Raw genomic sequence first — 13,261 nt, 5'->3', positions numbered from 1 at the left:
CTGATCATCAAAATAGCTGAAGTTTATATACCGTTAGTGACAGTATAAAAATGGCGATACAAAATAAAATCGGTAGTAATGCCAGAATAATCCATAATGCTTTTGGTTTTAATTCTGTTGTCGAAATCATTTCCCGTGTGGTTGACACCGAGGCAAAAACCGACACAAACAACAAGGCCGCCGCCAGGTATTTCATCACGGTATAAATCACTTTTAACTGCGGATCGAACTGAAAGTCCTTTCCGATAAAATAGGCCAGAAAGCTGGCAAAAAAGAGCAAAAGCAGGTAGAGTGTATTTTTCTTTAGTTTCATTATTTTTCTTTTTCGTAATGGTAAAAAATTCCTTTGTCGTAAACCGTCCATAAACAGGCTTTTTGCTGTCCGGCTTTTAAAGCGTTATTCGCCCAGGTATTACAGGTATAAAACAGATTATAAGCGCCTTGTGCTTCGTAAAAAGCATCGTTTTTACCATAACTATGTCCTGTTATCCATTGTAATTTTCCGTTGGAATTTCGCTTAAAACTTCCGACTATATAGGCGGTTAACTGTTGGTATTCCGCTTTCGAAAGCAGCAGTTTCCGACAGTCGTTTCCTTCCTTGACTTTTCTGTAAAAAGTGGTGTGCATCGCCGACGACCCGAGTCCGGAAACAGCCTTAAAAGCCGTGCTTGCTTTTAAATCCGACCATTCGGGCGTATCGAGATAAAATCCTTTATCGCCCCATCCAAAGGCAATATAATTCGCAATACTGTCTTGCGTTTGGGTATGCTCGAAACGAATCTCCCGCGTCCAGTCGACAATGACGTTTTTAACCGGAACAACGATATCCGTATGGACACCATTCGTCATAATATAAATCGGAATTTCGGCTTGATCATGTGTTCTATCCGAATTGACGGAAATCCGCGATAACAGCAGTACCGCCACAACATACACGATTACAAAAGCGAGGATTCCAAGCAGGAATCGGAATACAATCCGAAGGCTTTTTTGAACGATTTTCATACGGTTCGCTATTACGTTTTAAAAACCACTTCAAATTACAGGCCGCTTTTATCAGAATGCGAATTCCTTTACAACATCCTTTACCTGATTGTCATATAACGGATTGGATATCTGATCTTTATCTACATCAAAATTCTCATAAAAACTCGGTAATGAAAAAGTGGCTATGATGTTGGCACCGTATCGCGGCAGGTTGTTTTTTGCAATTTCCAAAACACTGGCACCACCTCGTCCGCCGGGCGATGTCGCCATCAATAATAATGGTTTATCCTGAAAAACATCTTTGTGTTTGCGTGAACACCAGTCGAAAATATTTTTAAACGCAACCGAATAATTCCCGTTGTTTTCGGCCAACGAAACGACCAGAATCTGAGCACTTCCTATTTTTTCCAAAAAATCGACAGCCTGCTTCGGATGTCCGATTTCCTTTTCCAGGTCGACACTGAAAACCGGTAAAGCATAATCGTTTAAATCCAGAACCTCGATATCGGCGTTTTCGAATAAATGCGCGACATAGGTTGCTAATTTCTTATTAATGGAGCTATGGCTGTTACTCCCGCCGAAAGCAATTATTTTCATAGGTTGTCGTTTTTTTGATATAGAAGTTAAAAGTAACAATAATGCCAGAAGTCCACAAAAAAAGGTGCTATAAAAACAGCACCTTATATATTATATCGGAATAAAAACTTATACGTTAAAACGGAAGTGCATTACATCACCGTCTTTTACAATATATTCTTTTCCTTCAACGCGTAATTTTCCGGCTTCTTTTACTTTGGCTTCCGATCCGAAATTTACATAATCGTCATACGCGATTACTTCGGCACGGATAAACCCTTTTTCGAAATCCGTATGGATCACACCAGCTGCTTTTGGCGCCGTATCTCCGATATTGATCGTCCACGCACGTACTTCTTTTACACCCGCCGTAAAATACGTCTGTTGGTTTAATAATTTATAAGCCGCACGGATTAGTACAGACGATCCCGGTTCTTTTAATCCTAAATCTTCCAAAAACATTTTACGCTCTTCATACGTCTCCAACTCGGTAATATCGGCTTCGGTTCCAACCGCCAAAACGATTACCTCAGCGTTTTCGTCTTTTACCAATTCGCGAACCTGATCCACATAGGCATTTCCGGTTGCTGCAGCACCTTCGTCAACATTACAAACATACAATACCGGTTTGGCCGTGATCAATTGAAAACCTTCCATCAAAACCTCTTCGTCGTTTGTTTGCGGTACTACGGTACGCGCTGATTTCGCCGCCAATAAAGCTTCGCGGATGCGGTTTAGCAATCCTTCTTCCACCTGTGCTTCTTTATTTCCTGTTTTAGCCGCTTTTTTTACTTTTTCAAGTCTTTTTTCAACGGTTTCAAGATCTTTTAACTGTAATTCGATATCGATCGTCTCTTTATCGCGGATCGGGTTTACACTTCCGTCTACGTGAACAATGTTATCATTATCAAAACAACGCAATACGTGAATAATCGCATTACACTCGCGGATATTTCCTAAGAACTGGTTCCCCAATCCTTCTCCTTTACTCGCTCCTTTTACCAGACCAGCGATGTCTACGATATCTACAGTGGCCGGCTGTACGCGCTCCGGTTGTACCAGTTCTTCCAGTTTTTCCAATCGCGGATCCGGTACGTTTACCACTCCGATATTAGGTTCGATTGTACAAAACGGAAAGTTAGCACTTTGCGCTTTGGCATTTGACAAACAATTGAACAAGGTTGATTTTCCTACATTTGGTAATCCTACAATTCCGGCTTTCATAATGTGCGTTTTAAAAAGTCTGCAAATATATTGATTATTACCTAAAAGTCAACCTATTTCCTTTTGAACATTTGATCATCTAATTTTTAGATTTTTATAAAAATTTTAATACAATTTGTTTAATTTTTATGTCGCAATAGCTTATATTTGTTAAATAGTAACCTTAAAATAAAAAATAATATGAAAAAATCGATTTTAAGTTTGATATTACTAGCATTCTCTGCGTGCCTATACGCTCAGAATACCAATGTACAATCGGAAGTAAAAACAACGGTTCGTACTGTTAAAGATTCCGACGGAGAGCGCAAAATTGTAAAAACGGAAGAGCTGGATAAAGTTCAGGACGTTGAATTAAAAGATGCCAATTCCAAATCGTTAAACAAAGAAATGAAACTGGGACCAACTCAGGTGATGTCTAAAGTTCAGGTTACTGTAGACGGGGTAACCCGTTATGTAGATGTAGACCGTTCGGCATATTATAACTATAACGGTCAGCGTTATCAGGTTATGCTGGATAAAGTAGGCTATGTTATCATGAATCCCGATACTAAAAAACAATTGGGTATTTTACGCGAAACCTCTTTGACCAACCACTATATCATGAAAGCTAAAAATAAAATTTCATCCGGATATTTTGATGGGAACGGAAACCTGATCATGGAAACCTACGATCCGAAAACAGACACTATGATTATTGAAAAAGCCGAAATCATTCGGAATTAATACTCTCAAAAAAAGCAAAACCCTCTGAATATTCAGAGGGTTTTGTATTTTTATTCGTTATGTAAAAACGACTGTCGCTGTAAAAGCAACTCTTCGCTTTCCACATGATTATCGTCCGGAACACAACAGTCAACCGGGCAAACGGCCGCACATTGTGGTTCTTCGTGAAACCCTTTACATTCGGTACATTTCCCGGGAACGATATAATAAATATCATCTGAAATCGGTGTCTGAGCTGCTTCCGCATCCATTTCCGTTCCGTCCGGAAGTACAATCTTTCCGGTTAGTTTTGTACCGTCTTTATAGCGCCAATCGTCGGCTCCTTCATAGATTGCAGTATTGGGGCATTCCGGTTCGCAAGCCCCGCAATTGATACATTCGTCTGTTATAATGATTGCCATAGCTAATTTTATTATTTTTGCACAAAATTACAATCAAAACCATTCATAAACAAATCAGACATGACACAAAGCGATAAAAAAGCAAGTTTTATTGAATTAGGCACCTTTTTAAGCCAATTCACCGCAAACGGCAACACGCCCAACCCGGCGGTAAAACACAACGATCGTTTTTATGACGCTTTTATCGACTTGATCAATCTGTCGCAATCCCATAACGGATGGTTTACACCTGAACAGGTTTATTTTGCGGTACAATCCTGGGCCGAAGCACTAACCGAAACCAATATGGATCAGTGGTTGTCCCGATATAACTTTCCGGATAACCAACCCAAAACCGTAGGATTAATTCTGGCCGGAAATATTCCGTTGGTTGGCTTTCACGATTTTTTATCGGTAGTACTATCCGGTCATAAAGTATTGGTAAAAATGTCATCCAACGATCAGAAATTATTACCGTTTCTGGCGCAATACCTGATTGCCGTTAATCCGAAACTGGAAGCCTATATCACCTTTACCGAAGGCAAACTGGAGCATTTCGACGCTGTAATCGCTACCGGAAGCAATAATACCGCACGCTATTTCGAATATTATTTTAAAGACAAACCGAATATCATCCGTAAAAACAGAAATTCCGTAGCCGTACTAAACGGAAACGAAACCAAAGAAGACCTGATCAACCTTGGTGAAGATATTTTCCGTTATTTTGGTTTGGGATGTCGTAACGTCTCAAAACTATTTCTGCCAAAAGAATATGATTTTAAATTGTTTTTTGAAGCCATGTTCGAATACGGCGACATCATCCACTACGAAAAATACGCCAATAACTACGATTATAACAAAGCGGTATTCCTGATGAGTCGGTTTGAACTGCTCGACAACGAGTTTCTGACACTGAAGGAAGATAGCAGCTACGCCTCGCCTATTTCATCTGTTTTTTATGAATATTACGATTCGGCCGAAAACCTGAAATCCCGACTGGAAGCGGATAAAGACCAGTTGCAATGTATCGTTTCAAACGGTATCATTTCCGACAGTATTTCTTTCGGTCAGACCCAGAAACCAAAGCTTTGGGACTATGCCGATAACGTAGACACTATCGATTTTCTGATAAAGATCTAACTTTTAGCAATGTTTTTGTGATTAAGAGCATTTTTTTTAGGAAATTTACGCTCCTAAACACACTTCAATGCAACTAGAACACAAAGACAATGTTAGTCCTGTTTTAAAAGACGGGATTAAAAACTACCTCATTGATATCGACGGTACGATTACCGACGATATTCCAAACGAGGAACCGGAACGAATGGCCACTTGCCTTCCTTTTCCCGATGCGCTGGAAACCATCAACAAATGGTATGACGAAGGTCATATAATTTGCTTTTTTACCTCGCGAACCGAAGCACACCGTGAGGTTACCGAACAATGGCTCCAGCAACACGGCTTCCGGTATCACAGTATCCTGATGGGTAAACCGCGTGGCGGCAACTACCACTGGATCGACAATCATTTAGTTAAAGCAACCCGCTACAACGGTAAGTTTACCGATCTTGTGGAAAAAGAGGTTGTAATTCAGGTTTTCAAAGATTAATACTACAAATGAAAAAACACAATTTCAGTGCAGGTCCCTGCATTTTACCACAAGAAGTATTTCAAAAAGCCTCCGAAGCCGTTTTAGATTTTAACGGTACCGGTTTATCCATATTAGAAATTTCACATCGCAGCAAAGAATTTGTCGCCGTAATGGAAGAAGCCCGTGCGTTGGCACTCGATCTTTTAGGACTTAGCGGAAAAGGCTATCACGCCGTATTTTTACAAGGTGGCGCCAGTATGGAATTCCTACGCATTCCGTATAATCTGATGAGAGTAAACGGCAAAGCGGCCTATCTCGACACCGGAACCTGGGCGAGCGGCGCCATTAAAGAAGCTAAGGCTTTTGGCGATACGCTGGTAATCGCTTCCTCCAAACCGGAGAATTATACGCATATTCCGAAAACATTCGAAATTCCGGGCGATGCCGATTATTTTCACTGTACGAGCAACAATACGATATACGGTACGCAAATGAGTCAGTTTCCGGAAACGAATGTCCCACTGGTTTGCGATATGAGTTCCGATATCTTTTCCCGTACGCTGGATTTTTCAAAATTTGATCTGATTTATGCCGGAGCGCAAAAAAACATGGGGCCTGCCGGAACAACCTTAGTCGTGATCAAAGAAGGTTTGCTAAATAAAACCGGGCGAACCATTCCCAATATCCTAAACTACCAGCAACATATCGACAAAGAGAGTATGTACAACACACCGCCTGTTTTTGCGGTTTACACCTCTTTGCTAACGCTAAAATGGTTGCAAAATCTGGGCGGAATTCCGGCTATCGAAAAAGTAAACGAAGCCAAAGCCGCATTGTTATATAACGAAATCGATCGTAATCCGTTGTTTAAAGGAACGGCTGCGACAGAGGATCGTTCGAAAATGAATGCGACTTTTTTACTCGAAAACGAAGCCCATACAGCCCTTTTCGACAATTTATGGAAAAATGCCGGCGTATCCGGACTCAACGGGCACCGTTCCGTGGGTGGTTACCGCGCATCGATGTACAATGCTTTACCATTGGAAAGCGTACAGGTTTTAGTCGACGCCATGAAAGAATTAGAACGAATTGCCTAACGAATTTAATGACACCCAACATATGAAAGTATTAGCGAACGACGGTCTGTCTCAAAGCGGTATCAAAGCTTTGGAAGCAGGCGGTTTTGAAGTAATCACTACCAAAGTAGCCCAGGAACAGGTTGCCAATTATATCAACAAACATCAAATCGACGTAGTATTAGTGCGCAGTGCCACTAAAATACGAAAAGACATCATCGACAGTTGTCCGACCTTAAAAGTGATTGGTCGTGGCGGTGTTGGGATGGATAATATCGACGTGGCCTATGCCCGTGAAAAAGGATTACATGTGATCAATACACCAGCCGCCTCTTCCGAATCGGTGGCCGAACTTGTTTTTGCCCACCTGTTTTCCGGAGCACGGTTTTTACACGATGCCAATCGGAATATGCCTTTGGATGGCGATACGCAGTTTAACAGCCTGAAAAAAGCCTATGCCAACGGAATCGAATTACGCGGTAAAACGATCGGAATTATCGGTTTCGGACGTATTGGACGTGAAGTGGCCCGAATGGCCTTGGGATTGGGAATGAAAGTAATCGCAACCGATACCTATGTGGAAGAAGCGACCATTAAAGTCGATTTCTACAATGGTCAGTTTATCAATGTCGATATCGAAACGGAACCGATGGAAGATGTTTTACGTCATTCGGATTTTATCAGTTTACACGTTCCGGCTCAGGACGGTTACATTATCGGGAAAGCCGAATTTGATCTGATGAAACAGGATGTCGGCATTATCAATTGCGCCCGTGGCGGTGTGATCGACGAAGTGGCACTGATTGATGCTTTGGAAGACGAAAAAGTACTCTTTGCAGGACTTGATGTTTTTGAAGAAGAACCCACACCGGCTATTCAGGTATTGATGAATCCGAAGATTTCACTAACGCCGCATATTGGAGCAGCCACACTGGAAGCACAGGAGCGCATCGGAATCGAACTGGCCGAACAGATTATCAGTTTATTAAAAAATGATGCTTAATACGAGCAATTGTTTTTTTGCGTACATTTGATAAGCAACTCTAAATCAAACGCTATGCTCGAACAATTAACGCAATTAGTGCAGCAATACAGCGGTGATGCCATTGTTAAAAACGAGGCCATCCCGAACGAATTAAACCAGGACGTTATGCAACAAGCCGGAAGTTCCATCTTTACCGGGCTTCAAAAAATAGCTTCTGAAGGAAATATGGAGCAATTGGCCGGGCTGTTTCAGGGTAATAATGCCGTATCGGGTTCCAATCCGGTCGTACAACAATTATCCAAGCAACTCACCGGTGATCTGGGACAAAAATTCGGATTAAGCACGGAAACCGCATCGGGTGTGGCCGGCAGTTTGATTCCAAATGTACTAGGATCGTTGATCAACAAAGCAAAAGACCCGAACCAAAAAGGCTTTGATATTTCCGACATTGTGAGTGCTATTTCCGGTGGAAACGGTAGCTCCGGACTTATGGATGCGATTTCCAAATATGGCGGTCAATTTGGTCTGGATCAGAACAACGACGGAAAAGTAGACATGAGCGATGCCATGGCAGCCGTATCTAAAAAAGGCGGAATTGGCGGGATTTTTGGAAAACTTTTCGGAAGATAAAAACCATATCATTTTATAGAAAGCCGGGTAATCGCCCGGCTTTTTTTGTTAAAAACAGTGGTTATCCTACGCATTTTTAGTATTTTTATAGGAAAACAATCCTATGAAAAAGCTGCTTTACCCCGGAATTTTGTTTTTCCTGATTGTTCTCTGGAGCTGTAATACGCCCAGACCCGTTACTGCAGCCGATCGGGCTGAAATTGATCCGACAGCTACAACAAATGACACCATTCGTATCGCTAATGACGAACTACAATACGAGATTATCATTATCGATCCTGGTTTCAATTCCTGGTTAATCGCCAGAGCTAAACCAAGAGGTTTTTACGATCAGAATTATCTCGAAAGCCGGAATATTCAGTGGGTAACCGGATGGAATACCCACGTTACTGGTTTAAAGCCGGGACAAGAAAATTTATTTACCATGACCATCGATTATAACAGTGGCACCGATTATGGTTATGAAGTGAACTATTTACTCTATAATTATTTAGTCTATTTCCAATTAAAAAACAATATTCGCCTCGGAGGCTTTGCGCCGCGACCATAAAAATTGTATTTTTGAGCCTATTTCAAAAGCAATGGAAAAATTAAAACGACGTTGGGGCGTTTCTTCCAACTTCCAGTTAGTCATCATTTTTACCGTATTTGCCATAACCGGATCAACAGCTTCTTACCTGTCGAAACCGCTAGTGGAATGGCTTGGCATCACCAAAGACAACCTTACGCCGTGGCTCTATTGGCCCTTGCGAATTGTGATCATCCTTCCGGTGTATAAAGTACTTTTGGTGATTATCGGAACCATTTTCGGACAATTTACTTTTTTCTGGAATTTCGTAAAAAAAATGCTTCGCCATATGGGATTGGGATTTCTTTTTAAAAAGAAAGAATAAGCATATCATCTGATAATCGCTACACCTGACAGGTTTTTAAAACCTGTCAGGTGTAATAGATAGACAATAAAAAAAGAGGCTTATCACAGCCTCTTTTCTCTATGTTCTTTTTCGCTATTCCTGCTTTCTGATGACATACGTATAAATCCAAGTCAGGGTAAACGTTGGAATAAAATCCAGTCCCGGCATTAACTCTTCCACAAAGGCAAAAATACCACCTACCGTACCGATCGTACCTTTATACATCCGCGCCAGAATAAAACCGGCTATCGGAGCCCAGGCAATGTCCAGAAACTCCCCTAAAAACGGAAGCAAGTAGGTCATACACCCGATCAGGTCGAAGAGTATGCTCAACATCAATTTCCGCTGTTTGTCTGCCGCGGCTGCTTTTACCTGAATTTCAGTCATTTTACTACTTTTTTAAGACTATATAACGCAAAATCAGTGCCAAAATTATTTGAGCATCGACTTATAGTTTTTACGCAGCTTGTCTAGTTTTGGATTGATCACCGCCATACAATACGGTTGTGATTTATTCTGATTGTAATAATCCTGATGGTAATCTTCGGCCGGATAAAAAGTTACCGCCTGGCTTACTTTTGTCACCACATTTTTACCATAAATATTTTGATCATTTAGAAGTTTGATAAAATTTTCAGCTGCTTTTTTCTGCGCTTCATCATGATAAAAGATTTCGCTGCGATATTGTGTTCCCACATCGGCACCCTGACGGTTTAAAGTCGTCGGGTCGTGTGTCGCAAAAAAGACTTCTAAAATATCCTCATAGGAAATCTGCCCCGGATCAAACGTGATCTCAATTGCTTCCGCATGACCGGTCGTTCCGGTACACACCTCTTTATACGTTGGATTTTTAACCGTTCCGCCCGTATAACCGGATACTACTTTTTTAACACCTTTTAATTCCAAAAACAGGGCTTCCGTACACCAAAAGCAACCTCCGGCCACAGTGGCCACTTGCAATCCTTTTTGTTCGTTCATTGTATTTATCGCTTTGTTTTTTTCAGCACTTATTTTTTTATCACTGGACTGACACGATAGCGCGCCAAGTGAAATGAGTAATACAAAAATACTTTTCATAGCTTTAGTTTTTATCAAAATTAATCAAATCCGAAAGGAGATATTTTGTTGTTAACGAAACTTTATATCTATACGGAATTATATCGGCTACGGATTTCATTTTACTCAAAATCTTCGTTTCTTTGTAGAAATTCACTAAAATGATACAGGCTAAGAATATTCATAAATTTTACGACAAACTTCATGTGTTGAAAGGAGTTGATCTGCATATCCAAAAGGGCGAAATCGTTTCGATTGTGGGTGCCTCCGGAGCCGGAAAAACGACGCTATTGCAAATTCTGGGTACGCTGGATAAACCAACAGTGGAAAATGGCACTTCATTGCTCATCAACAATGAGGACATCCTAAAAATGAATGATAAAGCGTTGTCCAAATTCCGAAACCAGCAACTGGGTTTTATTTTCCAGTTCCACCAGCTTTTACCGGAGTTTACGGCACTTGAAAATGTTTGTATTCCCGCTTTTATCGCCGGTAAGGAGAAAAAGGAAGTCGAAGACGAAGCCATCAAATTATTGAATTATCTGGGTTTATATCATCGTATGCATCACAAACCGGGTGAACTTTCCGGTGGTGAACAACAACGTGTAGCCGTAGCCCGTTCACTGATCAACAAACCTGCTGTGATTTTTGCCGATGAACCGTCCGGGAATCTGGATACGCATTCGGCTGAAAACCTGCACCAGTTGTTTTTTAAATTACGGGACGAATTCGGACAAACATTTGTCATCGTAACCCATAACGAAGAATTGGCCAATATGGCCGATCGTAAGTTGGTTATGGTCGACGGACAAATTAGTAGACAATCCATATAATGAAAACCACACATCCGGAACTGGCACTCGACGAATTGCAATCGTTTTTAAACGAAAAGGTTGAATTATACAACCATCCCGATTTTATCGAATCCGATCCAATACAGATCCCACATTTGTATTCGCAAAAAGAAGATATTGAAATTGCCGGTTTTCTAAGTGCGACGATTGCATGGGGAAACCGTAAGATGATTATCAAAAACGCACAGCGGATGATGGAGCTTATGGGCAATTCGCCTTACGATTTTGTAATGTCGCATACCGACGATCAGTTGGAACGGATGGAAAGTTTTGTACACCGGACGTTTAATGGTACCGATATGGTATTTTTTATCAAAAGCCTGCAAAACATCTACCACAATCATAACGGACTCGAAGCCGTGTTCGCACAACATCAGCAACCGGATTCGATGCAAGCCGGTATTACGGAATTTAAACGTGTCTTTTTTGAAATTGAACACCAAAATCGAACGCAAAAACATGTTTCCGATCCGGCAAATGGTTCGGCTGCCAAGCGGATCAATATGTTTCTGCGTTGGATGGCCCGAAAGGATAACAAAGGCGTGGATTTGGGAATCTGGAAATCGATTTCACCAGCCGCCTTATCCTGTCCACTGGATGTACATTCCGGAAATGTCGCCCGCAAACTCGGACTTTTAACCCGTAAACAAAACGACGGAAAAGCACTGGCCGAATTAGATAAAAAGCTACGCCTTATGGATCCGAATGATCCTGTAAAATACGACTTTGCGCTGTTTGGATTAGGTGTTTTTGAAGGGTTTAAGTAGGATTTTAAATACCTCTTCATACCTCCGTTTTAAAAACCTGTCAGGTGTAGTAGATTCAAATTTTTAAGTACGTTTTTGAAATCCGTATTTTTAGAAATTCCGGAATAGTTTTTGAATCGAAAAAGCTATTCAAAGCATAATCCAAATCGCAATTATGGAAGACATTCACCACTATACCAACGCAAACGGAACCAAAATAACGATCGAGAAAACGAAATCCGATTACCTTCCGGACTATCTTTTTGAAACCTATTCCGAAAACAACACTATTATCCACAAAAAAACCTATATCAATGACGAATTGTCAAACATTGCCTTTTATGCCTATTCAGAAGCGGACATCGATCGTCTTGTAAACGAACAAAACGGAACGGCATCCATTACTTTTATTTATACACAAAACGCCTATCAGGTCACTGAAGATTTAACATATACCGACCATATCCTAACCGACAAAAGGATTACGGTTACAGATGCGAATGCCAATATCATTTGTTATAAAAAATACGAACCGAAAGAGGGCGTATTAACCTGTGTCCTTACCGATAAAAGTTACTACAAAGACAACGTCAATATTTATGATTTTGAGTATTATCCCGATGGTAGTTGTTTTATGATCACAAGCGTACAAACCTATCAGGAAGATATTTTTGCCTGGGATATCGGAACCGATGCTACCGATTTTACATGGGATGGTTTCAAATATTATCAATATGCAGAACCTTTGGTTCCTGAGAAATAAAACAGTTATTACACCTGACAGGTTTTGAAAACCTGTCAGGTGTAGCAAGTAGCAAGACAACAAACCCCATCTCTAGGTCATTCGCTCCGATAATTCTAATACGTCATTATTTGGGTGTATCTTTAATTCACGCTCTAAACTCTAAACTTATATGCCATGACTACTACGACAAAAGACAAAGAGAATAAAATTCATCAGGGACGTAATCTCAAACGCTTTCGTGAAATGCTTGAAATAAAGCAAGAAGTCTTGGCATTTGAAATGGGCGAGGATTGGAATCAGCAAAAAATATCACTTTTGGAACAAAAAGAAACCATAGAGAAAGAAATACTACAAAGGCTTTCCGAAATTTTAAAGATTCCGATTAACGCTCTCGAAAGTTTTGACGAAGAATCGGCCATCACTATTATTTCCAATACCGTAAACAATAGTGATACAGCTACTGGTAATTCACTGTACAATAATTATCCAACGTTTAATATCAATCCTGTTGAAAAATGGTTAGAAGCGCTCGATGAAAACAAAAAGCTTTATGAACGTTTATTGGAAACTGAAAAGCAATTGGTCACCTCCGAAAAAGAAAAAGTGGCTTTACTCGAAAAGCTACTTGATAAATTAAATAGTTTGGAGAACTATATACCTGACGGGTTTTAAAAACCTGTCAGGTGTAGAAAGATGGCGTTTAAAGCAGCTTTAGCTAAAAAACGAAACTTATTATATCATTTTCAGAAATTTCTGACCAGATAAAAAAAGTCA

At 40.6% G+C, this 13,261-nt stretch carries 19 protein-coding genes; 12 read left to right on the top strand and 7 right to left on the bottom strand.

The window, feature by feature from the left end; genetic code table 11:
* Window positions 1–7: 7 nt before the first annotated feature.
* From Q1R07_RS06155 to ychF, 4 genes are all read right to left on the bottom strand, one after another.
* Window positions 8–313 (bottom strand): hypothetical protein, encoded by a 306-nt coding sequence (locus Q1R07_RS06155; protein WP_300487327.1) that lies wholly within the window; start codon window positions 311–313, stop codon window positions 8–10.
* The gene (locus tag Q1R07_RS06150; RefSeq protein ID WP_300487324.1) at window positions 313–1,005 is read right to left on the bottom strand and encodes a TIGR02117 family protein; all 693 of its coding nucleotides are present in this window, start codon (window positions 1,003–1,005) and stop codon (window positions 313–315) included. The genes Q1R07_RS06155 and Q1R07_RS06150 overlap by 1 nt, the downstream gene beginning before the upstream one ends.
* A gap of 51 nt (window positions 1,006–1,056) precedes the next feature.
* Entirely contained in the window at window positions 1,057–1,584 is a 528-nt protein-coding gene (locus Q1R07_RS06145; protein ID WP_300487321.1) for an NAD(P)H-dependent oxidoreductase, read from the bottom strand.
* A 108-nt stretch (window positions 1,585–1,692) separates the two neighbouring features.
* Entirely contained in the window at window positions 1,693–2,787 is a 1,095-nt protein-coding gene (gene ychF, locus Q1R07_RS06140) for a redox-regulated ATPase YchF (protein WP_136402485.1), read from the bottom strand.
* A 180-nt stretch (window positions 2,788–2,967) separates the two neighbouring features.
* Here ychF and Q1R07_RS06135 point away from each other — a divergent pair, with 180 nt between their 5' ends.
* Window positions 2,968–3,510, top strand: a complete 543-nt coding sequence (locus tag Q1R07_RS06135) for a hypothetical protein (RefSeq protein WP_300487317.1) — start codon at window positions 2,968–2,970, stop codon at window positions 3,508–3,510.
* 50 nt (window positions 3,511–3,560) lie between these two features.
* Here the strand turns inward: Q1R07_RS06135 and Q1R07_RS06130 are convergent, their stop codons facing one another.
* The gene (locus tag Q1R07_RS06130) at window positions 3,561–3,911 is read right to left on the bottom strand and encodes a 4Fe-4S dicluster domain-containing protein (RefSeq protein ID WP_300487314.1); all 351 of its coding nucleotides are present in this window, start codon (window positions 3,909–3,911) and stop codon (window positions 3,561–3,563) included.
* A 60-nt stretch (window positions 3,912–3,971) separates the two neighbouring features.
* Here Q1R07_RS06130 and Q1R07_RS06125 point away from each other — a divergent pair, with 60 nt between their 5' ends.
* From Q1R07_RS06125 to Q1R07_RS06095, 7 genes are all read left to right on the top strand, one after another.
* Window positions 3,972–5,030, top strand: a complete 1,059-nt coding sequence (locus Q1R07_RS06125) for an acyl-CoA reductase (RefSeq protein WP_300487311.1) — start codon at window positions 3,972–3,974, stop codon at window positions 5,028–5,030.
* 67 nt (window positions 5,031–5,097) lie between these two features.
* A complete protein-coding gene (locus Q1R07_RS06120) occupies window positions 5,098–5,499 on the top strand; it encodes a phosphoheptose isomerase (protein ID WP_300487308.1) in 402 nt (133 codons plus the stop codon).
* An 8-nt stretch (window positions 5,500–5,507) separates the two neighbouring features.
* Window positions 5,508–6,578: a 3-phosphoserine/phosphohydroxythreonine transaminase gene (gene serC, locus Q1R07_RS06115; protein WP_300487305.1), complete on the top strand. Its 1,071-nt coding sequence runs from the start codon at window positions 5,508–5,510 to the stop codon at window positions 6,576–6,578.
* A gap of 22 nt (window positions 6,579–6,600) precedes the next feature.
* Window positions 6,601–7,560, top strand: a complete 960-nt coding sequence (locus tag Q1R07_RS06110; RefSeq protein ID WP_300487302.1) for a D-2-hydroxyacid dehydrogenase — start codon at window positions 6,601–6,603, stop codon at window positions 7,558–7,560.
* 54 nt (window positions 7,561–7,614) lie between these two features.
* Window positions 7,615–8,172, top strand: a complete 558-nt coding sequence (locus tag Q1R07_RS06105; RefSeq protein ID WP_300487299.1) for a DUF937 domain-containing protein — start codon at window positions 7,615–7,617, stop codon at window positions 8,170–8,172.
* A gap of 103 nt (window positions 8,173–8,275) precedes the next feature.
* Complete coding sequence (locus tag Q1R07_RS06100; RefSeq protein ID WP_300487296.1) at window positions 8,276–8,722, top strand: DUF6146 family protein; 447 nt, start codon at window positions 8,276–8,278, stop codon at window positions 8,720–8,722.
* Between the two features lie 31 nt (window positions 8,723–8,753).
* Entirely contained in the window at window positions 8,754–9,065 is a 312-nt protein-coding gene (locus Q1R07_RS06095) for a DUF6787 family protein (protein ID WP_136402476.1), read from the top strand.
* Window positions 9,066–9,179: 114 nt separating this feature from the next.
* Here the strand turns inward: Q1R07_RS06095 and Q1R07_RS06090 are convergent, their stop codons facing one another.
* Window positions 9,180–9,473: a hypothetical protein gene (locus tag Q1R07_RS06090; protein WP_300487289.1), complete on the bottom strand. Its 294-nt coding sequence runs from the start codon at window positions 9,471–9,473 to the stop codon at window positions 9,180–9,182.
* 45 nt (window positions 9,474–9,518) lie between these two features.
* Entirely contained in the window at window positions 9,519–10,163 is a 645-nt protein-coding gene (gene msrA / locus Q1R07_RS06085; protein ID WP_300487286.1) for a peptide-methionine (S)-S-oxide reductase MsrA, read from the bottom strand.
* 140 nt (window positions 10,164–10,303) lie between these two features.
* Here msrA and Q1R07_RS06080 point away from each other — a divergent pair, with 140 nt between their 5' ends.
* From Q1R07_RS06080 to Q1R07_RS06065, 4 genes are all read left to right on the top strand, one after another.
* Window positions 10,304–10,975, top strand: a complete 672-nt coding sequence (locus Q1R07_RS06080) for an ABC transporter ATP-binding protein (RefSeq protein ID WP_300487283.1) — start codon at window positions 10,304–10,306, stop codon at window positions 10,973–10,975.
* 20 nt (window positions 10,976–10,995) lie between these two features.
* Window positions 10,996–11,763, top strand: coding sequence for a TIGR02757 family protein (locus Q1R07_RS06075; protein WP_300487411.1), 768 nt, complete (start codon window positions 10,996–10,998; stop codon window positions 11,761–11,763).
* A gap of 154 nt (window positions 11,764–11,917) precedes the next feature.
* Window positions 11,918–12,505 (top strand): hypothetical protein, encoded by a 588-nt coding sequence (locus tag Q1R07_RS06070; RefSeq protein WP_300487280.1) that lies wholly within the window; start codon window positions 11,918–11,920, stop codon window positions 12,503–12,505.
* A gap of 156 nt (window positions 12,506–12,661) precedes the next feature.
* A complete protein-coding gene (locus tag Q1R07_RS06065) occupies window positions 12,662–13,159 on the top strand; it encodes a helix-turn-helix transcriptional regulator (RefSeq protein ID WP_300487277.1) in 498 nt (165 codons plus the stop codon).
* Window positions 13,160–13,261 lie beyond the last annotated feature (102 nt).

The sequence above is a fragment of the Flavobacterium sp. genome, from assembly GCF_030146175.1.
Lineage (GTDB): Bacteria > Bacteroidota > Bacteroidia > Flavobacteriales > Flavobacteriaceae > Flavobacterium.
Note: the sequence above shows the minus strand (reverse complement) of the source record. Positions and strands in the feature narration are given on the sequence as shown.

Bases quoted from the DNA above. Each gene is read 5' to 3' on its own strand.
- Q1R07_RS06135 (WP_300487317.1), top strand. From the start codon at position 2,968: ATGAAAAAATCGATTTTAAGTTTGATATTACTAGCATTCTCTGCGTGC.
- Q1R07_RS06120 (WP_300487308.1), top strand. From the start codon at position 5,098: ATGCAACTAGAACACAAAGACAATGTTAGTCCTGTTTTAAAAGACGGG.
- Q1R07_RS06150 (WP_300487324.1), bottom strand. From the start codon at position 1,005: ATGAAAATCGTTCAAAAAAGCCTTCGGATTGTATTCCGATTCCTGCTT.
- Q1R07_RS06155 (WP_300487327.1), bottom strand. From the start codon at position 313: ATGAAACTAAAGAAAAATACACTCTACCTGCTTTTGCTCTTTTTTGCC.
- Q1R07_RS06110 (WP_300487302.1), top strand. From the start codon at position 6,601: ATGAAAGTATTAGCGAACGACGGTCTGTCTCAAAGCGGTATCAAAGCT.
- serC (WP_300487305.1), top strand. From the start codon at position 5,508: ATGAAAAAACACAATTTCAGTGCAGGTCCCTGCATTTTACCACAAGAA.
- Q1R07_RS06100 (WP_300487296.1), top strand. From the start codon at position 8,276: ATGAAAAAGCTGCTTTACCCCGGAATTTTGTTTTTCCTGATTGTTCTC.
- Q1R07_RS06125 (WP_300487311.1), top strand. From the start codon at position 3,972: ATGACACAAAGCGATAAAAAAGCAAGTTTTATTGAATTAGGCACCTTT.
- Q1R07_RS06065 (WP_300487277.1), top strand. From the start codon at position 12,662: ATGACTACTACGACAAAAGACAAAGAGAATAAAATTCATCAGGGACGT.
- Q1R07_RS06105 (WP_300487299.1), top strand. From the start codon at position 7,615: ATGCTCGAACAATTAACGCAATTAGTGCAGCAATACAGCGGTGATGCC.
- Q1R07_RS06130 (WP_300487314.1), bottom strand. From the start codon at position 3,911: ATGGCAATCATTATAACAGACGAATGTATCAATTGCGGGGCTTGCGAA.
- Q1R07_RS06090 (WP_300487289.1), bottom strand. From the start codon at position 9,473: ATGACTGAAATTCAGGTAAAAGCAGCCGCGGCAGACAAACAGCGGAAA.
- Q1R07_RS06070 (WP_300487280.1), top strand. From the start codon at position 11,918: ATGGAAGACATTCACCACTATACCAACGCAAACGGAACCAAAATAACG.
- ychF (WP_136402485.1), bottom strand. From the start codon at position 2,787: ATGAAAGCCGGAATTGTAGGATTACCAAATGTAGGAAAATCAACCTTG.
- msrA (WP_300487286.1), bottom strand. From the start codon at position 10,163: ATGAAAAGTATTTTTGTATTACTCATTTCACTTGGCGCGCTATCGTGT.
- Q1R07_RS06095 (WP_136402476.1), top strand. From the start codon at position 8,754: ATGGAAAAATTAAAACGACGTTGGGGCGTTTCTTCCAACTTCCAGTTA.
- Q1R07_RS06145 (WP_300487321.1), bottom strand. From the start codon at position 1,584: ATGAAAATAATTGCTTTCGGCGGGAGTAACAGCCATAGCTCCATTAAT.
- Q1R07_RS06080 (WP_300487283.1), top strand. From the start codon at position 10,304: ATGATACAGGCTAAGAATATTCATAAATTTTACGACAAACTTCATGTG.